Origin of the sequence: Ferrimonas senticii DSM 18821, from assembly GCF_000422665.1 — a bacterium.
GTDB classification, from domain to species: domain Bacteria; phylum Pseudomonadota; class Gammaproteobacteria; order Enterobacterales; family Shewanellaceae; genus Ferrimonas; species Ferrimonas senticii.
Genome location: NZ_KE383898.1, coordinates 79,164 through 103,796, shown reverse-complemented (window position 1 = coordinate 103,796; position 24,633 = coordinate 79,164). Strand labels below are relative to the sequence as shown.

Below are 24,633 nucleotides of genomic sequence, written 5' to 3'. Positions count from 1 at the left end.
AAGGCCAGCCATTTCGCTTGGTTATCGCCCACAATTGATGGCGATGGCACGGTGATTGCTGCCAATCATAAAGAGATTCAGATTGTGGAGTTGTTGCTTTCCATGGATGTCATCGCTGCGCTGGCGGCGGTGGCTTTTGTTGCCGGTTTTGTGGATGCCATCGCCGGCGGCGGCGGCTTATTAACCATTCCGGCGCTGCTCACCGCCGGATTGCCACCGCACTTGGCCTTGGGTACCAACAAATTGGCCGCCAGCTTTGGCAGCGCCACCGCCGGTTGGACCTTCTATCGCAAGCAACTGTTTAACCCGCATTTTTGGAAACGCTCGGTGGCGGCAACCGCCATCGGCGCGGTGATTGGCACCTTAGTGGTCGACTTAATCAGTGTCTCGTGGCTGGATAAAATTTTGCCGCTGCTGATCATCGGCATCGCCATCTACAGCCTATGTAACCGCAGCCCGAAAACCGACAACGACCATCTGCCAGAGCGCACCGCGCAACTGTACCGCCGCCAATGGGGTCAAGGCCTGACCATCGGCTTTTATGACGGTTTTGCCGGTCCCGGCACCGGTGCCTTTTGGACCGCATCGAATATGGGGCTGTACAAGATGAATATCCTGTTAAGCTCTGGCCTCGCCCGCTGCATGAACTTTGTCAGTAACGCTTGTTCACTGGGGTTCTTTATCGCCCTTGGTCACGTTAATTTTGGCATCGGCATCATCATGGGGGTATCGATCATGGTCGGCGCCTTCTTAGGGGCGAACTCGGCGATTCGGTTTGGCAGCAAATTTATCCGGCCGGTGTTTATCACCATGGTGATGATCATCGCCGCTAAACTGGCCTACGAAGCTTGGCTATAGGCCGCATCAACCTAACCCAAGGTAATGAAAGCGAATGAGCATTGGCGTCAAACAGCTGCAGCAATTACGCGACAAACTCACTCAGTTAGAACAGCAACTGCAGCAGCATGACGCCTCGCTGTCAGACAACAATAAGAAATGGCTGAATCACAAAAGCCGCTTCCATGAACAGCTGTTTGAGCAACAAGGCGCGACCCTTAGCGGTTGCATGCAGGTGTTAAAGCGCGATCTTAAGCAGATTGAACAACTGCTGCAGATCAACGCCAGCGGCGATGCGCTGGCACTTGCCTGTCAGCGTTTTAGCGATCGCTTTGAAGCCCTTGTGCACGCTATGGCAAACACCGACACCGCCACCCGTGGTTTACAACAAGCCGCGGGACGGCGGCGGTATAGCGGCCAAGACAACCAATACCAATGGATTGCCAAATCGGTAATGAATTCCAGTCACCAGCTGTATGCGGAGCTGCGCAAGCACCAGAACTGGGAAAGCCAGTTGCAGCAAAAGATCACAGTGATGGAACAGCAACTTGACATTTATCAAGGCACCGACAAAATCGAACAACAGCAGTTGATCCTAAAGACGCACGCTCGTTTAGGGAAATGTCGGCAAGCGATGAGCTATATCGAACAACGCATCGCTTGGCTTGAAAAGAATCGCGACTAGGCGCAATTGAGCGCTGGCATTACGCCCACTCAAAGTCGAATAGCATTTGCACATTCAGGGCAGCAGAATGGCCATCATCGGCGATTCGCCCTAACACCATAGGAACTTTCATGAAAAAGGCTCTGTCACTGGCCTTGCTGGCCGTCGCTCCGCTGACCCAAGCAGGCGATCTCAACATTCCTCAAGAGTTTGAATTTGTGGCGATCAACGGCAAAACCGTTAGCTCTTCCCTATTTAGCCACAACGACAGCGAAGCGCTGCAAGATGGCAACAACAAAGTGGCAATCATCTACAAAGATCTAGTGGCAGAAAGCATCGGCGATGGCCACCTTAAAGTGAAATCCGCCCCCTTTGTGCTGACTTTTGACGCCGCAGCGGATCAGGATTATCACCTCAAAGCCGTCGGCAACGTGGTCGATGAGAAAAGCGCCAAGGCGTTCGCCGCTAACCCGCAAGTTACGCTGCTGGACAACAATGGCAACGAAGTGATGTTCGACATGCTGCTGACGGAAGCCAAACCAAGCGGGATCTTTAACCAAGTGTTGGGACAAAATCCAAACGCCAATGCTGAAGCGATCGTCGCCACCGGCGGCGTGGTACCAGCAGTAAGCCAACCTGCGGCGCCAGTTGATCCGGTGGTCGCCGCTACCGGCACCGCCGCCGTTGCCACTGCGCCTGCGATCAGCGTGCCTGCCAGTCAACCACAAACCATGCTGCATTACTGGTGGGGCGAAGCGGACAAATCCGCCCGCGCTAACTTTGCCTCTTGGGCAGTGCAATATATGGGCGGGATTGCCACCATGGATCATCTAGGCGACAGCCAACCGCTGAGCATGTTGCGCTACTGGTTCGAAAAGTCTGATGAGCAGACCCGTAAGGCGTTTATGACCTACGCGGTACAGAACCTGTAATTCGGCTTAATGCCCTAACAACAACGCCGAGCTTTCGCTCGGCGTCTGTTTTTCACTTTTGCCACGACCTGCGAAACAGTATTGAATTACTGGCAGTTATCCCCAATATCGACCTTAGAAGTAACCTATTGGAACTGCCGTGCGCCATCTGCCTCTTCACCGCTTAAACGACTTTGGTTGGTTTCGCCCCAGCCCATGGTTGTATCTGTGCCTGCTGCTACTGTGCCGCACTTGGCTGCTGTTTATTGGTGCTATCAGCAGTGGCGAAAGCGGCTCTGATCTGCTTGCCCTGTTCTATCCCAATCGCAGCGCGTTTTATCTTGGACTCGCGATTGGCATACCGGCGCTACTGTTATTGTGGCTGCAGGGGCTGCGGCATCGATTGGCGTGGATCGGCCCAATTTGGCGCCAAGGTTATTGGCTGCTAGTAACCTCACTGCTGCTGGATCTGGTGCTGCAGTTGTATCAGTTCTGGCAACATCATGGCCAGTTTGTATTGGGGCCGGCACTGGTGCTACTGCTAAGCCTTTGGAGCCTATGGTATTTGCTGAAAAGCCGCAGCTGTCGACTGCTGTTTTCTCACCAAGGGGAGTTGCTCGACCAGTAAACCACTGGTCGAGCCAGTTTTGTGTTGCCGCCGTCGCTGGCTGGATGCACCCTTAGCGCAATTTCCTTGATAACAGCATGATGTACCGCTGATGAAAAAGACTCTACTTGCGCTGATGCTGGCAGCTACTTCTGCCACCTCTATGACCGCTACCGCCGCCTCACAAGCCCATACCGTCGCCGACGTAACGCTGGCCAATCAAATCCAAGTTGGCGAGCAGTCACTGAGCTACTACGGCGCAGGTGTGCGCTCTAAGTTCTTTATGGATCTGTATGTTGGCGCACTGTATGCCGAGCAAAGCGGCTTATCCGCCGAAGCGGTGATTGCCGGTAACGCCGTCAGTGCAGTACGCCTGAATATCCTATCCGACATGATCACTTCCGAGCGGATGATCGATACCATCGAAGAGGGCTTTGAACAAGCCAGCGACGGTAATGTGGCACCGCTGCGCCAACGTCTAGACGCCTTTGTGGCGGTGTTTGATGAAGCCATTGCGGTTGGCGACCAGTTTACTTTAGTGTCGCTACCTGGGGTTGGTATCGATGCCTACAAAAACGGCCAACTGCTGACCAAAATCGAAGGTGATGACTTCCGCCAAACGCTGTTTAGCATCTGGTTGGGTGACGATCCTGCCGATAAGAAGCTGAAGAACAAGATGCTCGGCAAATAAGGCCACCCGGTTAGCGCCAATAAAAAACGGCTCGCGGAGAAATCCACGAGCCGTTTTTGTTAACTAAAACCCTAAGTCAGCGACTTAGAATTTGTAATCCATTGACAGACCGAACAGGCCGCTGGCATCGATCTCGTAATCGGTTTCGTTGCCATTCTGGTACACGGTCAGATCAGCCGCGCTGCGGAAGCCCATCAGCAAGCTGACAGTCGCTTGTGGGCTCCAGTTGTAACTGGCGCGCACGTAACCGACAGGCATGTCTTGCTGGATGGCAGTGTTGGCATCCACCGCGAATTGGTCAGTACGCAGACCCGCACCCGCACCCACGGTGATGCTTGGGCTGTATTGGTAAGACAGTTCCAAACCGGCCTTGCCGTTAAAGCCCGCGTCGAATGGGCTGCTCAGACGCCACTTGTCGTTGATCTGCCAATCGATGGAGATAAACGGCGCGATGTTGTCCTCTGCAGGGCCATCGCTGTAGGCCAAACCAAAGCCCAGTTTCATGCCTTCAAAGCCGCTGTAGTTGGTGATTGCCACCAAGCTGTAACCAAAGCCATCGGCAGCGCTGGCTTCATCAGCGTAAGACCAGTTGATCGCTGGGCTTAGCATCATGCTCCACTCTTTGTTCAGTGGCTGGATGTAAGCGATGGCCGCTTGGTAACGCAGACGCTCATTCAGTTGACCCAGCGCAGCAGGCAGGCCAGTTGCACCAGAGAAATCCAGAGTACGTTTGTCAATCTCGATACCGCCACCCAACATGCGGCCGTGGCCGATTGGAGTCATGTACTGCAGCGAGCCGCCAACGGCGTGCTCTTTCAGTTTACCGCCACGCTCAACGTCGGATTCAGAACCGCTTACGCCGTATACCTTCAGAGCCCAAAGGTTAAAGTCACCTTGCGCGTAATGTGGTTGGGCTGCTACTGCGGTCGCAGTAGACGCCAGCAACAGTGCTGCTATCGCTTTCATGCTATCTCACTTAATTAGAATGTGCCGTCCTGCTGTCGATAGCCTCGACTAAAAAGCAGAACCGCTTGTTCGATTCGTTGTCGCCGCTGACTTTCGGTTTCTCCTTGCAAGCCTAATTCTAGGCGCAATCCAACCATTCCTTTGATCAGCACCATTAATTGCTCGGCGGCGCTGTGGGGATCAGTAAATTGCCAGCCATGTTGACCGTCCAAGGCAGTCAACCATGCCGCTAACTGATCCGCCAAACACCGAGGTCCAGCGGCAAAAAAACGCTGTGACAACTGAGGGTGAGTTTCCGCTTGGCTTACACATAACCTCAGCACGTACAGCGCCGGTTCAGATTGCATCATTTCGCTTAACTGCAAGCAATACTCAACCATCTGTTTGTTGGGATCTTCCCCAGCACATATTTGCGGTGGTGTGACCGACACCTCAGAACAGCGCTGTTCAATGCAATGAGTGAACAATTCATCCTTGCTGCCAAAGTGAGCGTATACCGTTTGTTTTGACACCTCGGCGGCAGCGGCGATCTGATCCATGCTGGTTTCAAAGTAACCGTGACTGGTAAACAACTCGCCTGCGGCGTCGATGATCTGCTCGCGCTTTCGCAAACTTCGCGGGGAAAGTTTTAGCTCCATAACTGCCAACTAACCATTAACCAATAATTTACAAGTAAACTAGACAGTCCAGTATTTTGCAAACTAGACTGTCCAGTACTTAAGCGATTTAAAGTGACGCAAGACGATGCCATCTTCAGTTCAGACTGCGCCTACTCGGCCATCCCGTAAGTCCCGCAAACCGCTGGTTCTCGCTGCTGCCACCATGTTGTGGCCGATCCTGATTAGCGGCTGCCAACCCACTGCAGCCGAGGCCACCAGCAACAGCGCAGCCACTGCGGTCACTACCCACGCCATCGAGTATCAAAGCCATTATCAACGTCTGCATCGGCTAGTCGGCGCCATCAACAACCAACAGACCAGTAATGTCGGTTTCGAGCTTGCCGGCAAAGTCGCCAACATCAACGCCGCCGCCGGCGATACCGTTGCAGCCGGTCAACAGTTAGCTAGCTTAGACACCGCGCTGCTGCGCAGTGACCGCCAGCGGCTGCTGGCCAGCATCGAACAACTGCAATCGCAACTTGAACTGAACCAAAGCACCCTCGAACGGCAGCTACAACTACAGCAGCAAGGCTATCAATCACAGCAACAGTTGGATGAACTTAACAGCGCCAAACGCAGTCTGCAGGCGCAGTTGCAGCAGGCGCAAGCGGCGCTTACCAGCAACCAGTTGCAGTTGGACAAGAGCGTGCTGAAAGCCCCCTTTAGCGGCACCGTATCGCAACGACAATTGGCGCCAGGTCAGGTGGTCAGTGCCGGACAAACGCTGTTTACCCTGGTGCCCAACCAAGGGGCAGAAGCGAAGATTGGCGTGCCGGTTACTTTGCTTAACAAGGTTGGCAATCAGTTTGACTACCAATTAAGCCACCAACAACAACCAATTTCGGCGCAGTTAATCGGCCGCAGTAAAGCGGTTGACGCCACCACCCGCACCGTCGATCTGCGCTTTGCCTTGCCGCAGCAACAACTGTGGTTTGATGGCGACCTAATCTATTTGGAGCTAACCGAGAACATCGACGCCGAGGTGGTGCAAGTGCCGATCTCCGCCCTGATTAGCGGTCTGCGCGGGCGCTGGAATCTGATGGTTGCCACCGCAACCGATGGCCAGTGGCATCTGCAACGACGTGATATTCAGATTATTCACAGCAATGATCGTCACGCCTTGGTGCAAGGTGCCATCGAAGAGGGCGAACTGCTGGTGACCGAAGGGTTGCAGCGACTGGTAGCCGGCCAGCAGGTGACCGTGACTAAGGCCGCGCTATGAACCGCATCGCTGCACAGCCGACCGGTGCCATCGCCGCTCTGGTGCGTAATCCACGCTTGATGATCATGTCACTGGCGCTGATCTTAGTCGCCGGATTCAGCGCCTTTAATCAACTGGCGCAAACCGAAGATCCTGCCTTTAGCGAACGCTTTGCCGCAGTACAAACCGCTTACCCCGGTGCCACCGCCGAACGAATTGAAGCGCAGATCACCGAACCGCTGGAAGCCAAGTTGCGCACCCTTGAGGAGATCGTCAAGATCGAGTCGTCATCACGGCCGGGGATCTCGCGGATCACCATCGAGCTGCGCGATGGCATCAGTGATATGGAGCAGGTGTGGAACAAAGTCCGTGCACTTAACAGTGAGGCCGCCAGTGAGTTTCCCGCCGGCAGCTTCGAGCCGTTGCTCGACACCCAAGTGTCAACCGCCTTTACTCGGATCATGGCGCTGCGCTGGCAAGGACCGGGCGAGGTCGACCTGTTAGCTCTGGGGCGTTACAGCGAAGCCTTAGCCAATCGGCTGCGCAGTTTATCCGGCACCGATTACGTTAAGGTGCATGGCCGCCAACAAGAACAGATCAGCGTGCGTTTAAGTTCTGCCGAACTGCAAGCGCTGGGGCTGAGCCATGATCGCCTAGCGCAGATCATCGCCGCCGCCGACAGCAAAGGTTCGGCAGGTAGCCTAAGCGGCCGCGATGCCCGCGCCCAAGTCGAGATCGCCGGCGAACTGGACTCACTGGATCGTATTCGGCAGCTGCCACTGCGGGTTGGCAGCAGCAATCAGGGGATCCGCTTAGGCGACATCGCCAGCATCAGTCGCGACTATCAGCAACCGCTGCTGGATGTGGCTCTAGTCAACGGCGAGCCGGCAGTCTTGGTCGCGGTAAGAATGCTGCCGCAGGTGCGAATTGACCGCTGGGATCCACAAGTGGACCAAAAAATTGCTGAGCTTAAGCAGCAACTGCCCAGCAATATCGCCATCGATACCCTGTTTAACCAGCGTCAATACACCGAGCAGCGGTTAAGCGATCTGGCGCTGAGCTTAGCCCAAGGCTTTACCCTAATTGTGCTGGTGCTGTTGATAACACTGGGGCTGCGCAGCGCCCTGCTGGTGGCAACCGCGTTGCCGCTGACGGTGCTGGTTACCCTCACTTGCATGTACTACTACGGCCTGCCTATCCATCAGATGTCGGTGGTTGGCCTGGTGGTGGCGCTGGGGATCATGGTCGATAACGCCATTGTGGTGGTCGATGGTATTGGTCAACGCAAACGCCGTGGTTTGGATGCCGTCGCCGCCGTGCGCAGCACCTTAAGCCACCTGTGGTTGCCGCTGTTGGCCAGCACCCTAACCACGGTGTTGGCGTTTGCGCCAATATTCTTGATGCCCGGCCCCGCCGGTGAATTTGTTGGCGGTATCGCCTTAGCGGTGAGCTTTGCCCTGTTGGCCTCTTATGCGATTAGTCACACCTTGATTGCCGGCCTTGCGGGACGGTTTATTGCCCAGCAAACCCCAGAGAAAACCAGTTGGTGGCGCAGCGGTATTGACCTGCCACGATTTAGCGCCGCCGCTGAACGCTTTATGCGCCGCGCCTTGTTACGCCCGAAACTGACCATCGCCATCGTTACCTTTTTGCCTCTTACCGGCTTTTGGGCCGCAACCCAGTTACCAGAGCAGTTCTTTCCGCCATCGGATCGGGATATGTTCCAGATCGATGTGTGGATGCCCGCCTCCGCCAGCCATCAGGCCACCACCGCCGTCACGCAGCAGATCGATGATTGGCTGCGGCAGCAACCCGGAATTAAACAAACCGCGTGGAACATCGGCCGCAATATGCCGTCGTTTTACTACAACCAGCGCCCAAGCGAACGCAATGTCAGTAACTTTGCCAACGGCATGATCACCGCCGTCGATTATCAGCGCGCCAATCAATTGGTGCCGCTGCTGCAAGCCGAGCTGGATCGGCGCTTCCCGCAGGCCCAAGTGATTGTTCGCCGCCTAGAGCAGGGGCCGCCGTTCTTTGCCCCGGTCGAGCTGCGCTTGGTCGGCCAAGAGTTAGCCCTACTGGAGCAAACCGGCGAACAACTGCGGTTGATGTTGCAGCAGCAAACCGAGGTCAGCCACACCCGCAGTTCGCTGCAAACTGGGTTGCCGCGGGTGCAGTTGCAGCTGAATGAACAAGCGGTGCAAGCGGCAGGACTGGATCTGGCACAGGTAACCCAGCAGATCCGTGGCGGCCTTGATGGCAGCGTCGGCGGCAGCATCATCGAGGGCCCAGAAACGGTGCCGGTGCGGGTTCTACTGAGCGATGAACAACGCGCAGATGGCAGTGATCTGCGCAACCTGTCATTGGTCACCCCTTCAGGCCGCTATCTGCCGGTGTCGGCACTGGGCCAGTTAACGGTTGAGCCCAGTCGCGGCAGCATTCCAAGGCGCAACGGCGAACGGATCAATACCGTCATGGCCTACATTCACGCTGGGGTGTTGCCGTCACAAGTACTTAACCAAGTGCAACAGCAGATGGCCGCACAGAACTTCACCCTGCCGGCAGGGATCCGTTTAGAGATCGGCGGCGAGAGTGCCGAGCGCGATAATGCCGTTGGTCAACTGCTCTCCAGCGTCACCTTGATCATGGTGGCACTGGTGAGCATCGTAGTGTTGTCGTTTAACTCGTTTCGGATCACCGCAATCATTCTGGCCAGTGCCTTGCAATCAATTGGCTTAGGGCTGTTGTCGGTCTACCTTGGTGGTTTCCCGTTTGGCTTTAACGTAATGATCGGTTTGATGGGGTTGATGGGATTGGCGATCAACGCCGCCATTGTGATTTTGGCGGAGCTGGAGCAAAGCACTGCGGCACGGCGTGGCGATGTCGATGCCACCTTAGCGGCTGTTGGCCGTTGCAGCCGCCATATTGGCTCGACCACCATCACCACCATCGGTGGCTTTATGCCGCTGATCCTGGCCGGAGGCGGCTTCTGGCCACCGTTCGCTATCGCCATTGCTGGCGGCACCTTGCTGACCACAGTGTTGTCGTTTTTAGCGGTGCCAGCGGCCTATCGAGTCACTCGGAGGTTACCCAAGGTAGTGCAGTTGACGCCGAAGCGACGCAAGCCAAGGGAAAACGCCCAAGCGGCTTAGCTAAGGGCGTGTTGACCTTTGCCGTATATTTTTGCGCCCATCATCGGCCATATCTAATGCCAAATTAGACTCGCTCAGTCAATTTGACTGGTCATTCATCACCGAAGGGCGCCTTGTAGGGCCGGACTAGCGGCCGCCACTCTTCGTCGTACGATTTCGACGTAGAGCCACTATGCCTTCAATCGCAATCCTCGATTGACAGCCGCTATCCTCGGCCAAATTCTGAACACCAAACATCAACACGCCCTAATATCATTACTCAGCGCTGGCACCGGCAACAGTTGCCAGCGCACCTGCCAGTGGTCGAACAGTTGCACCAGCCCTTGTTGCGGCACACACCAGGTTTGGCAATTATCGAGTGGGTGGCACTGCACACTGGCACCGGTCCACAGTTGTTGGTCAATCAGCACTTCGACCTGATTGGCGGCGGGGTGTCCCAGTGCCAACAGTGACACCTGCCCCGGCTCTAGCCCAAGGTAGTGCCACAACCGCTCGGGTGAGGCGAAGCCTAAACGCCGTAAGCCGAGTGTCTTGGCCAAGGCCTTTAAATCCACTTGCTGTTCTGACAAGGTCGCCAGCAAAAAGTGACGCTTGCCGTTGTCACTGCGCAAAAACAGGTTCTTAGTACGCAGACCGGAGCGCACCAAGCCAAGGCGATCGGCCTCAGCACAAGTTTGCAGCGGTGGATGCTGATAACGCTCGGTCGCGATCTGCAGTTGCTCGACGAGTTGTTGCAGCTGTTGCCGCTGTTGATATTGGCGTTGCGGATCCATTAGCCATCCTGCTGTTTTTTGGTCATCTTATGAGCTTATAAAAATTTATCACAGCAAGGAGCTAGCACATGATCACTCTGCACGGTTTTCCGCAAACCCGTTCTTGGCGCGTTTCATGGACATTGGAAGAGTTGGGGCTGGATTGGCACTATCAACTGGTCAACATTCGTGAAGGTGCACAGCGCAGCGACCAATACCAGCAACTGAATCCTCGCCGCAAAGTGCCAACCTTGGTGGTCGATGACATCGTCATCACCGAATCCGCGGCCGCCTGTGTGTTTTTGGCCGAACGCTATGGCAATGGTCAGTTGCTGCCCAAGCCCGGCAGTGCCGATTCCGCCCGCCACCAGCAACTGATTAGCCTTATCATCGCCGAAATTGAACAGCCGCTGTGGAACATCGGCAAACATAAGTTCGCCCTGCCAGAAGCGCAGCGGGTGGCCGCGATGTTGGCCACCGCCAGTTGGGAATTTAGCAAGATAATGAATGAGGTAGAGCACGAGATCCCCGCTAATGGATTCCTCTTTGGCGAACAGATTATGGTGGCTGATATCCTGCTGGCACATACCCTTAATTGGGCCAAACGGTTCGAGATGCCACTGAGCGCTAACGCCGAAGCGTATCGCGCCCGCATCAGTGCCCGCCCTGCGGCGCAATCGTCGTTAACAAAAGAACTAGCGGCGCAAAATTAGAGCCAAAGCACAGGGGCAGACTAAGTTGCCAACTTGGTCTGCTCACAATTGTTCAGATAACATCCAAAACGCTTGTCTTTTTATTTTTATCGGGTATGATTCGCGCCCTCAAGTTGGATGGTGATACCGTCCGACTCGGCAATACCGATTTGATTGAGTAAATAATGTACTCTCACCGTGTTGGTATAACTCGGGGTGAGTAGCGCCATCAGACTACGTGTTTTTTCTGGGACCGTCGGTGGGCTAGCACCTCTCTATCTTTACGCAGATCCCTTCTGCCTTTATATCGAGCATTTTTAATGTCTAATAGCTGTGATTTTTCCAGCCTCGGTTTACCCGAAGCGCTGCTGAACGCCGTATCTTCCATGGGCTTTACTCAGCCTACTCCGATCCAAGCTCAATCCATCCCTTACATGCTGGATGGCAGTGACATTCTGGGCGAAGCTCAGACTGGTACTGGTAAAACTGCAGCTTTCGGTCTGCCAGCACTGGCTGGTATCGATCCGCGTCAGCGCGCTTCACAAATGTTGGTGCTGGCACCAACTCGCGAATTGGCAATCCAAGTTTCTACCGAACTGGAAAAGTTTGCCGTAAACATGAAAGGCCTGCGCGTTACCACCCTGTACGGTGGTCAGCCATACGGCCCACAGCTGCGTGATCTGGAGCGTGGCTCTCAGGTTATCGTTGCCACCCCAGGTCGTCTGATGGATCACATCCGTCGCGGCAGCCTGCAACTAGATTCTATCCAGTGCTGTGTACTGGATGAAGCGGACGAGATGCTCAACATGGGCTTCTTGGAAGATATCGAGTGGATTCTGGAGCACCTGCCAGAACAGACCCAAATGGCGCTGTTCTCTGCGACCATGCCAACTCAGATCCGTCGTATCGCTGAGCGCTTCTTGAAAGATCCTAAGCACGTTAAGATCCAAGCGGACAAGGCGCAAAAAGCCAACATCACTCAGAAAGCATGGAAAGTGTCTGGTCTGAACAAACTGACCGCACTGGAGCGTCTGTCTGAGACCCTGGACTACGATGCGATGATCGTGTTCGTTCGTACCCGTAACGACACCATGGAACTGGCTAACCACCTGAACAACCTGGGCTTCAAAGCAGCAGCGTTGAACGGTGACATGAGCCAGCAACAGCGCGAACACACCGTAGCGCAGCTGCACAAAGGTAAGATCGACATCCTGATCGCCACCGACGTAGTAGCTCGCGGTCTGGACGTGCCACGTATCTCCCACGTACTGAACTACGACCTGCCAATGGACTCTGAGTCCTACGTACACCGCATCGGTCGTACCGGCCGTGCAGGTCGCTCCGGTACTGCAATCCTGTTTGCCCGTCCACGCGAACTGCGTCAGCTGCGTTTTTACGAGCGTCAGACTGCTGGCACCATCGAAATGATGGAACTGCCTACCGCAGAAGAGCTGGGCCAACACCGTATCGCTAAGCTGAGCGTAGAGCTGGCTGAGTGCATCGCTTCTACCGAACTGGCTGAGATGCAAGCGCTGATCGCCAAAATGGCAGAAGAGAACGAACTGACCATCGATCAGCTGGCTGCGGCCCTGCTGTTCCAACGTCAGCGCACCAAGCCTCTGAACCCTCAGCCAGATCCAAAGCCACGCTTCGAGCGTGAGCGCGGCGAGCGTGGTGACCGTTTCGAACGCGGTGATCGTCCAGAGCGTGGCGAGCGTCGTGAGCGCGGCCCACGTCGTGCCAACGTTGACTTCGACACCTTCCGTCTGGAAGTGGGTCGTGAGCACGGCACCCAAGTTAAAGACATCGTTGGCGCTATCGCGAACGAACTGCAACTGGACTCTGGCCTGATCGGTCAAATCCGTCTGCACGACGAGCACACCCTGGTGCAACTGCCAAAAGATATGGCTGGCGAAACCCTGGCGAAGCTGAAGCAAGTAAACGTACGTAGCCGTGCGCTGAACGCGGAGCGTACCGACGAAGTGATCGAACCACGTCCACGTCGCGAAGGCGGTGATCGTCGTGATGGCGGCTTCCGTGGTCGTCGTGAAGGCGGTCGTGATGGTGGCGGTTTCCGTGGTGAGCGTCGTGAAGGCGGCTACCGTGGCAACCGTGAAGGCGGTGAGCGTCGCGAAGGCGGCTACCGTGGTGAGCGCCGTGAAGGCGGTTTCCGTGACGGTGGCGAGCGTCGTGAAGGCGGCTGCCGTGGCAACCGCGAAGGCGGTGAGCGTCGTGAAGGCGGCTACCGTGGCAACCGTGAAGGCGGTGAGCGTCGTGAAGGTGGCTACCGTGGTGAGCGCCGTGAAGGCGGTTTCCGCGAAGGTGGCGAGCGTCGCCCACGTCGTGACGACAGCTTCGGCAACCGTTAATCGCTAAGCCATTGCTTTTAGCTTAACAAAATCAATCGGTAGTGCTGATTGACTAGATGAACAAACCGGCTCTTGAAGCCGGTTTGTTGTTTTTGTCACATTTAACCGCATGATTATGTTGTGATCTGGATTCAGTCTCGCCAATCAGTTAGCGTGTCAACAAATCGCCTATAAATTGCCAAGTTGATCGAAGAGCACACTGTTATGTTTCAAATTCACCCGACGCTGGATGCCGATACCGTACTGCTGGGCACCCTGCCACTGTGCCAAGTTCGCCTTAGCCGTGATAGCCAGTTCCCTTGGTTGATTCTGGTGCCAATGCGTGCCGACATCACCGAAGTGCATCAACTGGACAGCGACGATCGGATGCAGTTGATGGAAGAGTCTTGCACCATCGCTGCCATGCTGGAACAGCATACCCAAGCGGACAAGATCAACGTTGCCGCCATCGGTAACGTAGTATCACAACTGCATATTCATCATGTTGCGCGGTTCCAAACTGACCCATGCTGGCCAAAACCGATCTGGGGACAGTTGCCGATGCAACCCTACGATCCTGCGACGCTGTCGCAGACGGTCGACGGTTGGCATCAACACCTGTGCCAACTGGTTGAGTTTGAACGGGCTTAACAGCCAAAGTAAGAGCAGCTGTCAGTGATTAGTTTTTAGTGAGCAGTTAAGAGCCAAAGCAAGAGCAGTGGCACTGCGGTGATAACCACCGCTGCGCCACTGACAACTGACAACTGACAACTGACAACTGACAACTGACAACTGACAACTGATAACTGACAACTGACAACTGACAACTGAAAACTGAAAACTGAAAACTGAAAACTGAAAACTGATTACTAATAACTACAGCCTGACAGCCGCCTCTACCGTTTTCATCAGTCCAGATCGATTGATACGCCTTCTAGGTAGCCAGCGCTGCCATGATGGCTTTGCTTCAGCTTGATCATCAACCGCAGATCGTTCGGCGAATCGGCGTAGTGCAGCGCATCGGCGTAACTGATCTCACCGGTGTCATACAGCTCGAACAGCGCTTGGTCGAAGGTCTGCATCCCCATTTCACGGCTGCTGTTCATCACCTCTTTCAGCAGGTGCAGATCGCCATTGGCAATCACGTCCGCCACCCGTGGGGTATTCAGCAACACTTCGATCGCCACCCGACGTCCGGTGCCATCCCGACGCGGTACCAACTGCTGCGCCATCACCGCTTTCAGGTTTAGCGACAGGTCGAACAGCAACTGTTCGTGCTTCTCTTTCGGTACTAAGTGGGCAATCCGCTCCAGCGCTTGGTTGGCGTTGTTAGCATGCAGCGTCGCCATACACAAATGGCCGGTTTCGGCGAACGCCAGCGCAAACTCCATGGTCTCTTGCGAACGGATTTCACCAATCAGGATCACGTCCGGCGCCTGTCGTAGCGAGCTTTTCAGCGCGGCATCAAAGCTTTCGGTATCCAGTCCGACTTCGCGCTGGGTGACAATGCTTTGCTCATGCTTATGAACAAACTCAATCGGATCCTCAATGGTCAAGATGTGGCCCCGGGCATTACGATTGCGATGCCCCACCATCGCCGCCAACGAAGTCGACTTACCGGTACCGGTGGCGCCCACCATAATCACCAAGCCACGCTTGGCCATGCAGATCTCTTTCATCACCTCCGGCAGATAGAGTTCTTCCATCGATGGGATCTTAGTGGTGATCGAGCGGATCACCATGCCGGGATAATCACGCTGCCAAAACGCCGAAATCCGAAAGCGGGCGTGTTCACTCGGGCCGCCATAGCCAAAGTTGGCCTCACGATGCTTGTGAAACTGGCGCTTGGTATCCTCGGACATCACCCCTTCGACCATCGCCAACACCTGCTCATGGGTCAACGCTTCATGGTGCAGTTTGACCATCTCGCCGTCGATTTTAGCGCTGGGTGGGAAACCAACGGTGACAAACAGATCCGAAGCCTTACGCGTTAGCATTAGCTCCAATAACGAGTCCAAATCCATGGTCGGCCCCTCAGTAATTGCTCATCGAGTTCGATTGTTTGCCCATCTTACTGATCGCGTCTTGACGTGAAATCAGGCCGCGATCAACCAACACCTGCAAGCTCTGCTCCAAGGTCTTCATGCCATGGGCCATCCCGGTCTGGATCGCCGAGTACATCTGCGCCACCTTATCTTCACGGATAAGGTTACGGATTGCCGGCGTGCCAATCATGATCTCGTGCGCCGCCACTCGGCCACCGCCAACCTTTTTACACAAGGTTTGCGAGATAACCGCCTGCAAGGATTCCGACAACATGGTACGCACCATGTCTTTTTCGCCAGCAGGGAATACATCAACCACCCGGTCGATGGTCTTGGCCGCCGAGGTGGTGTGCAAGGTGCCAAACACCAAGTGCCCGGTTTCCGCCGCCGTCAGCGCTAAACGGATGGTTTCCAGATCCCGCATCTCCCCCACCAAAATGATGTCTGGATCTTCACGCAAAGCACTGCGCAGTGCCGCCTCAAAGCTGTGGGTATCACGGTGCACTTCCCGCTGGTTAACCAGACAGTTTTGCGACTGGTGAACAAATTCAATCGGATCTTCGATGGTCAGAATATGGTCATGGCGGGTTTTGTTGATGTGATCGATCATCGCCGCCAAAGTGGTTGATTTACCCGAACCGGTGGGGCCGGTAACCAGTACCAAGCCCCGTGGCATCTCGGCGATGTCGCGGAAGATCTCCGGCGCCCCCAAGGTTTCTAAGGTCAGGACTTCCGACGGAATCGTCCGGAATACCGCGCCAGCACCACGGCTTTGGTTAAAGGCGTTAACACGAAAACGCGCCAGACCCGGGACCTCAAACGAAAAGTCAATTTCAAGGTGCTCCTCGTAGTCCTTACGCTGTTTATCATTCATGATGTCGTAGATAAGGCCGTGCACCTCCTTGTGATCCAGCGCCGGTAGATTGATTTTTCGAACCTCACCGTCAACACGAATAAGCGGCGATACCCCTGCAGAAAGGTGCAGATCCGACGCATTGTGCTTTACACTAAATGCCAATAATTCAGTAATTTCCATATCGGTTTCCGAAAACAATTCCCAATTAAATCAATGACAACCTTAGCAGAGCGGCTAACCCAAGCCCACACCAGAATTGATAATGCCGCCAAAGCGGCCAATCGCGCCCCAGATGAGATCATGTTATTGGCGGTTAGTAAGACCAAACCCGCTGGCATGATCGCCGAAGCCTACGCCGCCGGTTGTCGCAACTTTGGCGAAAATTACCTGCAAGAAGCGTTAGATAAGGTCGCTGAACTGACCGACAAAAACGACATCGTCTGGCACTTTATCGGGCCGCTGCAATCGAACAAGACTCGCCCCGCTGCAGAAACCTTTGCGTGGGTGCATACCGTTGATCGGCTTAAGATTGCCCAGCGTCTGAATGATCAACGCCCGCCAGCAATGGCAGCGCTTAACGTCTGCTTACAGGTCAACATCAGCAATGAGCCATCCAAATCTGGCGTTAGCGTCGCAGAATTACCACAATTGGCTGATGCTGTTAGTAAAATGCCGAATTTACGATTGCGTGGATTGATGGCTATCCCCGCCGAAAGCGACGATCCGCTCGAGCAACGTAGCGCATTTGCGGCGCTGCGCCACGCACTCACTGAACTACAACAACAGCATCCCCAGATGGACACCCTATCAATGGGGATGAGCGGCGATATGGATGCGGCCATTTTAGAAGGCAGCACCATGGTTCGCATTGGCACCGCCATTTTTGGAACAAGGACTTAACGTGCAATCCAGCCCTCGCAGCATCGCCTTTATCGGCGCTGGCAACATGACTCGCAGCATCATCGCTGGCCTCCATCAAAGCGGCTATCCCGGCGATAAGATCATCGCCACCAATCCCAGCCAACCGAAACTCGATGCGCTCGCACAACATTATGGCGTGCGCGTCGGTAACGATAACGTCGCCGCCGTCGCCAGCGCTGAGGTGGTGGTGTTGGCGGTCAAACCGCAATTGATGGCCGAGGTCTGCGCCGCGCTGGCGCATTTGGACTTAAGCCAAAAACTGATTATCTCGATTGCCGCAGGCGTCAGTTGCCAGAGCCTCAGTCGCTATCTGCGCCAGCCGATCACCCTAGTGCGCACCATGCCTAACACCCCATCAATGCTGGGACTCGGGTTAACCGGTCTGTACGCTGAAACTCACGTATCGGCGGCGGATCGCGCCTTTGCCGGCGAACTGATGGCGGCGGTGGGCGAGATCATCTGGCTTACCCAAGAGAGCGACATCAATCAGGTGATCGCCTGCGCTGGCTCCTCACCAGCCTATTTCTTCCTGTTTATGGAAGCGATGCAGCAGGCCGCTGGTAAACTGGGGCTATCGGAAGCGGATTCTCGATTGATGATCCAGCAGGCCGCGGTTGGGGCTGCGGCCATGGTTAAAGCCAACCCAGAATTGTCACTGGCCGAACTGCGGGCGCAAGTCACCTCCAAAGGTGGCACTACCGCAGCAGCAATCAACAGCTTTGAACAAGATGATCTGCGCGGCAGCGTTGATGCGGCGATGAATGCCGCCATCGTTCGCGCCGAGCAGATGGCCACCCTGTTTTAAACCGTCCAATTTGACGGGCAATCAAGGAAAACTCTATGAACGCGATGATCTTTTTGGTCTCAACCATCTTTAAGTTGTATCTGATGGTGGTGCTGCTGCGGCTGTGGCTGCAAAGCGCCCGCGCCGATTTTTACAACCCTTTCAGCCAATTTATCGTTAAGGCCACCCAGCCAGTGTTGGCGCCGATGCGTCGGGCGTTACCATCGGTAGGCAGCCTTGATACCGCTTCGCTGGTGCTGGCGCTGCTGCTGGGTATCGGTTTTTGGTTCGTGATCCCATTGATCGCCGAACAATCACTGGAGCCGATGCTGCAAGTCTATCTGGGGGTGTTAACGGTAATCAAAGAGGCGGGCATGCTGCTGTTCTGGGTACTGCTGCTGCGCGCCATCTTAAGTTGGATTTCCCAAGGGCGTAACCCAATTGAATATGTGATGCAGCAACTGACCGAACCGTTCCTGAGCCCTATCCGTCGCGTATTGCCGGATCTAGGCGGCATCGATCTGTCGGTACTGGTGATGTTCTTGGCACTGAACTTCATTAACATCCTGCTTAGCGATCTGGTGCCGTATTGGGGCATGGTTTAAGCCCGAATGAGTGCTATCGCAGTACAGCAGCAGGGCAATGACCTGCTGCTGAATTTGTACATTCAGCCCAAAGCCAGTCGCGATGCGCTGGTAGGACTGCATGGCGACGAGTTAAAAGTGGCGATCACCGCACCGCCGGTGGATGGCAAAGCCAACGCCCACTTAACCAAATACCTCGCCAAACAGTTTAAAGTCGCTAAAGGCCAAGTGGCGATCGTTAAAGGCGAACTTGGCCGCCATAAACAGATACGGATTATCGAACCCAAGCAACTGCCGCCAGAGATCGCCGCGCTGCTATAACCAAGCTAGCTGGCTACACTTAAGCAGTTATACCAATTTGATTAGGTAAATGGTCTGTCTAGTGCGAAGGAAAAATCGTCTCAATCAAGACGCTCAACGAAGCTGCTAGTGGCTCTACCAGTGAGTTGAGCAACGCAGAGTGAGACGATGTAAACCAGCAACAGTGATCAGAGATTTAGTCAGATTGGTATTTTTGGGCATCAGGCTCCCGTAGCAACGGGAGCCACTATAAGGAGTCCCCATGCTACGCGCCCTACTCACGGTCATTATCACCGCCACGTTAAGCCTTGCGGCTCACGCCGAGCAGAAACTGCAAGTTGGCAAATACGCCATTCACTACGTGACCTTTGGCAGCACCTTCCTGACCCCAGAAATTGCCAAAAGCTATGGTATTGAACGCAGCCGCTATACCGGCTTGGTCAACATCAGTGTCATCGATACCAGTCAGCCCGGCAGTATGCCAACCGCCGTCGCCGCGGCTTTGTCTGGCAACGCTCGCGATCTAACCGGCATTAACAAAGCCTTAGAGTTTCGCGAGATACGTGAAGGTGATGCGATCTACTACATCGCCGAACTGAGCCACCGCAACGAAGAGACCTACCAGTTTAAGATCGACATCAATAATCAGAGCGATCTGAACACCACCCTGACCTTCAAGCAAAAGTTCTACGTCGATTGAACCCTCTCGCGAGAGGGTATTTTACGGTACACTCTCGCCACTGTTTTTCCCCGATGTGATCCCCATGCAACAGATCGTTTTGGCCACCGGCAACGCTGGCAAAGTAAAAGAGTTCGCCCATCTTCTGGCTGACACCCCATTTGAAGTGGTACCGCAATCGCAATTTAACGTCAGCGATGCCGTCGAAGATGGCACCACCTTTGTCGAAAACGCCATCATCAAGGCGCGCCACGCCGCCAAGATCACCGGCCTGCCAGCGATCGCCGACGACTCTGGCATCGAAGTCGACGCCCTTAATGGTCAGCCAGGGATCCATAGCGCCCGCTTTGCCGGCGAACACGGCAACGCCGAAGCCAACCTGCAAAAACTGCTGCAAGTGATGCAAGGCGAGCCGCAGCGCAGTGCTCGCTTTCAGTGCGTACTGGTGTTTATGCGCCACGGCGACGATCCCAGCCCAGTGATCGCTCAAGCCTCTTGGGAGGGCACCATCGCCGAAGCGAAAAGCGGCGATGGTGGCCACGGCTATGACCCAATCTTTACAGTCGGCGGCAACACTCGCAGCGCTGCCGAGTTGTCCGACGATGAGAAAAACGCCGTCAGTCACCGTGGCAAAGCGCTTAAATTGCTGCTGGCCAACCTAAAAGAGCGTGGCATCTTGTGAAGTCATTGCCACCGCTGTCGCTGTATATCCACATCCCGTGGTGTGAGCAGAAGTGCCCCTATTGCGACTTTAACTCCCACGCCCGTAAAGGGGTGATCCCAGAAGCGCAATACATCGAAGCCCTGCTGGAGGATCTCGCCACCGATCTGCCACTCGCTGGCGCTCGACCGGTTCACAGCATCTTCATCGGCGGCGGCACGCCATCGCTGATCTCACCGGCGGGGATCAAACGCCTACTGGATGGCACCAAAGCCTTGCTGCCATGGCGCGACGACTGCGAGGTCACCATGGAAGCCAATCCGGGAACCCTGGAAGCGGATCGCTTTCGCCCTTACCGCGAGGCGGGGGTAAATCGCTTATCGGTAGGAGTGCAAAGCTTTCAGCAGGACAAGCTGCAGATCTTAGGCCGGATCCACGGTGCCGATGAAGCACGCCGCGCCGCCACCGAAGCGCGCAAGGCTGGCTTTGAACGGTTTAACCTTGATCTGATGCACACCCTGCCCAATCAGACCGTCAGCGACGCCCTGTACGATTTGGCGCAAGCGATTGAGCTAGCGCCGCCGCACTTAAGTTGGTACCAACTGACCATCGAACCCAACACTCAGTTTGCGTCGCGACCGCCACAGCTGCCAGATGAAGATACCCAGTGGGCGATCTTCGAGCAGGGCAAAGCGATGTTAGAGGCCGCTGGTTACCGCCAGTATGAGATCTCCGCTTGGGCTAAGCCGGGTTATCAGTGCGAGCACAATCTTAACTACTGGCGCTTTGGGGATTACCTTGGTATCGGTTGCGGCGCCCACGGCAAACTGACCCAAGCCGATGGCAAGATCCTGCGTACCGTTAAGGTTAAACACCCGCAAGGCTACTTAGACTTAAGCCGCGCCTATCTGGATGAGCAAACTGAGGTTGCCGCTGAGGACCAAGCGCTGGAGTACTACATGAACCGGCTACGGCTGCTCGAGCCAATGCCGCTTAGCGAGCTGTCCGAACGCACCAACCTAAGCGCTGCCGACGTTGCCAAACCGCTGGATTGGGCACAACAACGGGGGCTTATCCAGCGCGATGACGTGCAGATGCAGCTCACCGACCTGGGACACCGTTACCTTAACGAACTGCTGGGTCAATTCCTGCCGGATTAACCAAACTCGGTTTAATCGCTGTTTAGTGCAGTTGCCACACTCGGTTACATCTTTGTTAATAACTGCACTTTCGAGTCAAAATCGCTCCATGCAAAATGGTCTTGATAACCAAATATTTGCATGGAGCGCTCGGATGAAAAAACTCGCCCTCGCCGTTGCCCTTGGAGCCGCCCTCAGCGGTTGCAGCAGCGCCACCAATCCCGTCACTACCGCCACTGATCCGGTTGCCAATGCCGCCACGGCCTCAGTGACCAGTGCCAATCAACAAGCCGAAGCGCTGTTCGAGCAGTTGTTTATGGAATCGGTGATGGCCTCGCCAGAGTACCAAACCTATCTGGGCATCAAACAAGACCAAGACAAGTGGGACGATATGAGCTTGGCTGGCGATGCCAAAGATCAGCAGCGTGTGCAAGCGCAACTGGCGCAAGTGTTGGCTGTGGATGAAACCGCACTGTCAGGACAAACCCTAATCAGCTACCGCTTACTTAAAACCAAACTGCAGCAGCAGGTTGATGATTTTAAGTGGCAATATCACAGCTATCCGGTAACCCAGATGTACGGCTACCAATCCGGTACTCCGGCGTTTTTGATAAACCAACACAACATCACTAACGTTGATGACGCCAAAGCCTACATTAGCCGCCTTAAAGGCATTGAGGTGCGCTTTGAGCAAGCAATAGAACAGTTGCAAAAGCGTGAATCGTTGGGGGTCATCGCACCAAAGTTCACCTTCGATTACGTCTTAAGTGACAGCAAAAACGTCATCAGCGGAGCCCCGTTTGATGACGGCGCCGACAGTCCGCTGTGGGCCAACTTCAAAAGCAAGGTCAACAAACTGCAGATCCCACAAGCAGACAAAGATGAACTGTTGGCTGCTGCCAAAAATGCACTACTGACCGAAGTCAAAGCCGGCTACGACAACTTGATCGGCTTCTTAAGCGCCCAAGCGCAACGCGCCGACACTCGCGATGGTGCTTGGAAGCTGCCTGACGGCGATAAGTACTATCAGATGCGCCTAGAGCGGATGACCACCACCACGCTATCCGCTGCCGAGATCCACCAGTTGGGGCTGGATGAAGTCGCTCGGATCCACAGCGAGATGCGCGACATCATGCAGCAGGTCAATTTCGACGGCGACATGCAGGCGTTTTTTGAATTTATGCGCACCGATCCGCAGTTCTATCTGAGCTCAGACCAAGTCGGCCGCAACCAATATATTCAACAGGCGACCGCCATCATCAAAGACTTTGAGTCGCGCCTTGATGAAGCCTTTAACCTTAAACCGCAGGCATCGCTCAAGGTTAAACGAGTAGAAGAGTTCCGCGAAAAATCCGCCGGTAAAGCGTTCTACCAACGCCCCGCGCCCGATGGCAGCCGCCCTGGGATCTACTACGCCAACCTCTACAACATGCGCGATATGCCGACCTATCAGATGGAAGCCTTGGCATTCCATGAAGGCATTCCCGGCCACCATATGCAGTTGGCGATCTCGCAAGAGCTGGAGGGCTTACCGAAGTTCCGCCGCTTTGGTGGTTACACCGCCTACTCTGAAGGCTGGGGTCTGTACAGCGAACTGCTACCAAAAGAGATGGGCTACTACCAAGATCCCTACAGCGACTTTGGCCGCCTAGCGATGGAACTGTGGCGTGCCTGCCGGCTGGTGGTGGATACCGGTATCCACGACAAACAGTGGAGCCGCGAACAAGCTATCGATTACCTCGCCAAGAACACCCCAAACCCATACAACGATGTGGTCAAAGCGATTGAGCGCTACATCGTGATGCCAGGGCAAGCGACCGCGTATAAGGTGGGGATGATGAAAATTTTGCAGCTGCGAGAACACGCCAAGCAGCAACTGGGGGATGAGTTTAGCCTGCCAAACTTCCACGATGCGATTCTGGCCAATGGCCCAGTGCCACTGGATATGCTGGAACAGCAGGTGGATGCGTACATCGAACTCAACATGTAAAAAGTTGATAGTCAGCAGTGTTTAGTTATCAGTAAGCGCTGAAGCCGAAAACGCGTTTTCGGCAAGCAATAAAGTGCTAATTTCACGTTAATGCAATAGTGGCTGGTCAGGGTTCTGACCAGCCACTTTTTTAAGCCTGAAAGTTACAGGCGGTCGAGGTAATAAGCCGCCGCGCCAATGACGGCGGTGTCACTTTTCAATGCCAAGTGAACCGGCACTGGAGTCATGTAATCCACCATTAAGCCCTTATCGACAAACGCGTCGTTAAAACCGCTGGCCTGCAACGCATCGACAATTCTTGGCAAAATGCCGCCGCCCAACCACACCCCACCCCGAGCGCCGTGAGCCAGCACTAAGTCGCCAGCGACCGTCCCAAGCCACTGACAAAACAGCGCCACCGTGCGCACCGCCAACGAATCGCCATTGGCCGCCGCATTAGTCAGCTGCGCCGGCATATCAAAACGCGCGGCCTGTCCCTCAATCCGCGCCATCGCCCGATACAGATTGATAAGCCCCGAACCGCACAACACCGACTCCACGTTGACGTGGGGCAACATCTGCTGCAACTGCCCTAAAATCGCCACCTGTACGTCATTGTTCGCCGCCAGCCCCATATGCCCGCCTTCGCAGGGTGTCACTTGCCAGCCGCCAATTTGCGGCAACAACCGCGCCACCCCAAAGCCGGTGCCGGGCCCCAGCACCACCAGCGGCGCCTCAGCCAACGCCTCGCCCGCCTTAATGCACTGGATCTGGTCTGGTGGCAGTTGCGGTACGCTGTAGGCGTACGCCACAAAATCGTTGATCAGCCGCACTGGCACCCCAAGTTGTTCGCTTAACTGGGCTTCGCTGGCTTGCCAGCCCAGATTGGTTAAATTGGCACTGCCAGCGGTGACCGGCCCCGCCACCGCCAAACAGGCCCCGGTGAGGGTTATCGTTGGCGGCAAACTGGCAACGTAGGTCGCCAGCGCTTGTGACAGCGAGGTGAAATCGGCACTGGCCAAGCGCCGTACTTGGGTTATGTGGCTGGCACCGTCGCTGGCGATGGCAAAACGGGCATTGGTACCGCCAACGTCGGCCACCAGTAGGGTTTGTTGCTTATGATGAGGCTGCATTGGCTGTCCTTATCGGCGACGGGGATTACCTTCCCTAACCGCTTTAGTTATAGTGTGATGAATTTGTTAAGCTTCTGAT

At 55.1% G+C, this 24,633-nt stretch carries 24 protein-coding genes; 18 read left to right on the top strand and 6 right to left on the bottom strand.

Features of this window, described 5'->3' with window-relative positions; all coding sequences use genetic code 11:
• The first annotated feature begins 81 nt into the window (after nt 1–81).
• From G506_RS0113645 to G506_RS0113625, 5 genes are all read left to right on the top strand, one after another.
• Nucleotides 82–858, top strand: a complete 777-nt coding sequence (locus tag G506_RS0113645) for a TSUP family transporter (RefSeq protein ID WP_028117338.1) — start codon at nt 82–84, stop codon at nt 856–858.
• A 34-nt stretch (nt 859–892) separates the two neighbouring features.
• Nucleotides 893–1,522, top strand: a complete 630-nt coding sequence (locus G506_RS0113640) for a primosomal replication protein (RefSeq protein ID WP_028117337.1) — start codon at nt 893–895, stop codon at nt 1,520–1,522.
• Nucleotides 1,523–1,632: 110 nt separating this feature from the next.
• Nucleotides 1,633–2,433 carry a DUF2057 domain-containing protein gene (locus G506_RS0113635; protein WP_028117336.1) on the top strand — a complete coding sequence of 267 codons (801 nt, stop codon included), beginning with the start codon at nt 1,633–1,635 and terminating at the stop codon, nt 2,431–2,433.
• Between the two features lie 139 nt (nt 2,434–2,572).
• Nucleotides 2,573–3,040: a DUF2919 family protein gene (locus tag G506_RS19805; RefSeq protein WP_051202140.1), complete on the top strand. Its 468-nt coding sequence runs from the start codon at nt 2,573–2,575 to the stop codon at nt 3,038–3,040.
• Nucleotides 3,041–3,131: 91 nt separating this feature from the next.
• Nucleotides 3,132–3,710, top strand: a complete 579-nt coding sequence (locus G506_RS0113625; RefSeq protein WP_028117335.1) for a chalcone isomerase family protein — start codon at nt 3,132–3,134, stop codon at nt 3,708–3,710.
• 84 nt (nt 3,711–3,794) lie between these two features.
• On the opposite strand, the gene G506_RS0113620 is transcribed toward G506_RS0113625, so the two are convergent.
• A complete protein-coding gene (locus tag G506_RS0113620; protein WP_028117334.1) occupies nt 3,795–4,676 on the bottom strand; it encodes a DUF6268 family outer membrane beta-barrel protein in 882 nt (293 codons plus the stop codon).
• Between the two features lie 14 nt (nt 4,677–4,690).
• Nucleotides 4,691–5,314, bottom strand: coding sequence for a TetR/AcrR family transcriptional regulator (locus G506_RS0113615; protein WP_035387363.1), 624 nt, complete (start codon nt 5,312–5,314; stop codon nt 4,691–4,693).
• A gap of 106 nt (nt 5,315–5,420) precedes the next feature.
• Here G506_RS0113615 and G506_RS19800 point away from each other — a divergent pair, with 106 nt between their 5' ends.
• Both G506_RS19800 and G506_RS19795 read left to right on the top strand, forming a co-directional pair.
• On the top strand, nt 5,421–6,557 hold the full coding sequence (locus G506_RS19800) for an efflux RND transporter periplasmic adaptor subunit (protein ID WP_084631395.1): 1,137 nt from the start codon (nt 5,421–5,423) through the stop codon (nt 6,555–6,557).
• On the top strand, nt 6,554–9,691 hold the full coding sequence (locus G506_RS19795) for an efflux RND transporter permease subunit (RefSeq protein WP_051202138.1): 3,138 nt from the start codon (nt 6,554–6,556) through the stop codon (nt 9,689–9,691). Before G506_RS19800 ends, G506_RS19795 begins: the two co-directional genes overlap by 4 nt.
• Before the next feature lie 236 nt (nt 9,692–9,927).
• On the opposite strand, the gene G506_RS0113600 is transcribed toward G506_RS19795, so the two are convergent.
• Nucleotides 9,928–10,464 (bottom strand): YbaK/EbsC family protein, encoded by a 537-nt coding sequence (locus tag G506_RS0113600; RefSeq protein WP_035387362.1) that lies wholly within the window; start codon nt 10,462–10,464, stop codon nt 9,928–9,930.
• 68 nt (nt 10,465–10,532) lie between these two features.
• Here G506_RS0113600 and G506_RS0113595 point away from each other — a divergent pair, with 68 nt between their 5' ends.
• From G506_RS0113595 to G506_RS0113585, 3 genes are all read left to right on the top strand, one after another.
• A complete protein-coding gene (locus tag G506_RS0113595; RefSeq protein WP_028117331.1) occupies nt 10,533–11,156 on the top strand; it encodes a glutathione S-transferase family protein in 624 nt (207 codons plus the stop codon).
• 299 nt (nt 11,157–11,455) lie between these two features.
• Nucleotides 11,456–13,504 carry a DEAD/DEAH box helicase gene (locus G506_RS19790; RefSeq protein ID WP_051202137.1) on the top strand — a complete coding sequence of 683 codons (2,049 nt, stop codon included), beginning with the start codon at nt 11,456–11,458 and terminating at the stop codon, nt 13,502–13,504.
• Nucleotides 13,505–13,708: 204 nt separating this feature from the next.
• Nucleotides 13,709–14,134, top strand: a complete 426-nt coding sequence (locus G506_RS0113585; RefSeq protein ID WP_028117330.1) for an HIT domain-containing protein — start codon at nt 13,709–13,711, stop codon at nt 14,132–14,134.
• A gap of 257 nt (nt 14,135–14,391) precedes the next feature.
• Here the strand turns inward: G506_RS0113585 and G506_RS0113580 are convergent, their stop codons facing one another.
• Both G506_RS0113580 and G506_RS0113575 read right to left on the bottom strand, forming a co-directional pair.
• On the bottom strand, nt 14,392–15,507 hold the full coding sequence (locus tag G506_RS0113580) for a PilT/PilU family type 4a pilus ATPase (RefSeq protein WP_028117329.1): 1,116 nt from the start codon (nt 15,505–15,507) through the stop codon (nt 14,392–14,394).
• Between the two features lie 10 nt (nt 15,508–15,517).
• A complete protein-coding gene (locus G506_RS0113575) occupies nt 15,518–16,564 on the bottom strand; it encodes a type IV pilus twitching motility protein PilT (RefSeq protein WP_028117328.1) in 1,047 nt (348 codons plus the stop codon).
• A gap of 33 nt (nt 16,565–16,597) precedes the next feature.
• Here G506_RS0113575 and G506_RS0113570 point away from each other — a divergent pair, with 33 nt between their 5' ends.
• The 8 genes from G506_RS0113570 (at nt 16,598) to G506_RS0113535 (ending at nt 23,442) form a co-directional block, all read left to right on the top strand.
• Nucleotides 16,598–17,284: a YggS family pyridoxal phosphate-dependent enzyme gene (locus G506_RS0113570; RefSeq protein ID WP_028117327.1), complete on the top strand. Its 687-nt coding sequence runs from the start codon at nt 16,598–16,600 to the stop codon at nt 17,282–17,284.
• 1 nt (nt 17,285) lies between these two features.
• Nucleotides 17,286–18,110 (top strand): pyrroline-5-carboxylate reductase, encoded by an 825-nt coding sequence (gene proC, locus G506_RS0113565; RefSeq protein WP_035387361.1) that lies wholly within the window; start codon nt 17,286–17,288, stop codon nt 18,108–18,110.
• 35 nt (nt 18,111–18,145) lie between these two features.
• Nucleotides 18,146–18,694: a YggT family protein gene (locus G506_RS0113560; RefSeq protein ID WP_028117325.1), complete on the top strand. Its 549-nt coding sequence runs from the start codon at nt 18,146–18,148 to the stop codon at nt 18,692–18,694.
• A 6-nt stretch (nt 18,695–18,700) separates the two neighbouring features.
• The gene (yggU, locus tag G506_RS0113555) at nt 18,701–18,994 is read left to right on the top strand and encodes a DUF167 family protein YggU (RefSeq protein WP_028117324.1); all 294 of its coding nucleotides are present in this window, start codon (nt 18,701–18,703) and stop codon (nt 18,992–18,994) included.
• A 241-nt stretch (nt 18,995–19,235) separates the two neighbouring features.
• Nucleotides 19,236–19,673: a DUF4426 domain-containing protein gene (locus G506_RS0113550; protein ID WP_028117323.1), complete on the top strand. Its 438-nt coding sequence runs from the start codon at nt 19,236–19,238 to the stop codon at nt 19,671–19,673.
• Nucleotides 19,674–19,737: 64 nt separating this feature from the next.
• Nucleotides 19,738–20,334 carry an RdgB/HAM1 family non-canonical purine NTP pyrophosphatase gene (gene rdgB / locus G506_RS0113545; protein WP_028117322.1) on the top strand — a complete coding sequence of 199 codons (597 nt, stop codon included), beginning with the start codon at nt 19,738–19,740 and terminating at the stop codon, nt 20,332–20,334.
• Nucleotides 20,331–21,473 carry a radical SAM family heme chaperone HemW gene (gene hemW / locus G506_RS0113540; RefSeq protein ID WP_035387360.1) on the top strand — a complete coding sequence of 381 codons (1,143 nt, stop codon included), beginning with the start codon at nt 20,331–20,333 and terminating at the stop codon, nt 21,471–21,473. Before rdgB ends, hemW begins: the two co-directional genes overlap by 4 nt.
• Before the next feature lie 133 nt (nt 21,474–21,606).
• Entirely contained in the window at nt 21,607–23,442 is a 1,836-nt protein-coding gene (locus tag G506_RS0113535) for a DUF885 domain-containing protein (RefSeq protein WP_028117320.1), read from the top strand.
• A gap of 143 nt (nt 23,443–23,585) precedes the next feature.
• On the opposite strand, the gene glk is transcribed toward G506_RS0113535, so the two are convergent.
• A complete protein-coding gene (glk, locus tag G506_RS0113530) occupies nt 23,586–24,554 on the bottom strand; it encodes a glucokinase (RefSeq protein WP_028117319.1) in 969 nt (322 codons plus the stop codon).
• Nucleotides 24,555–24,633: the final 79 nt, after the last annotated feature.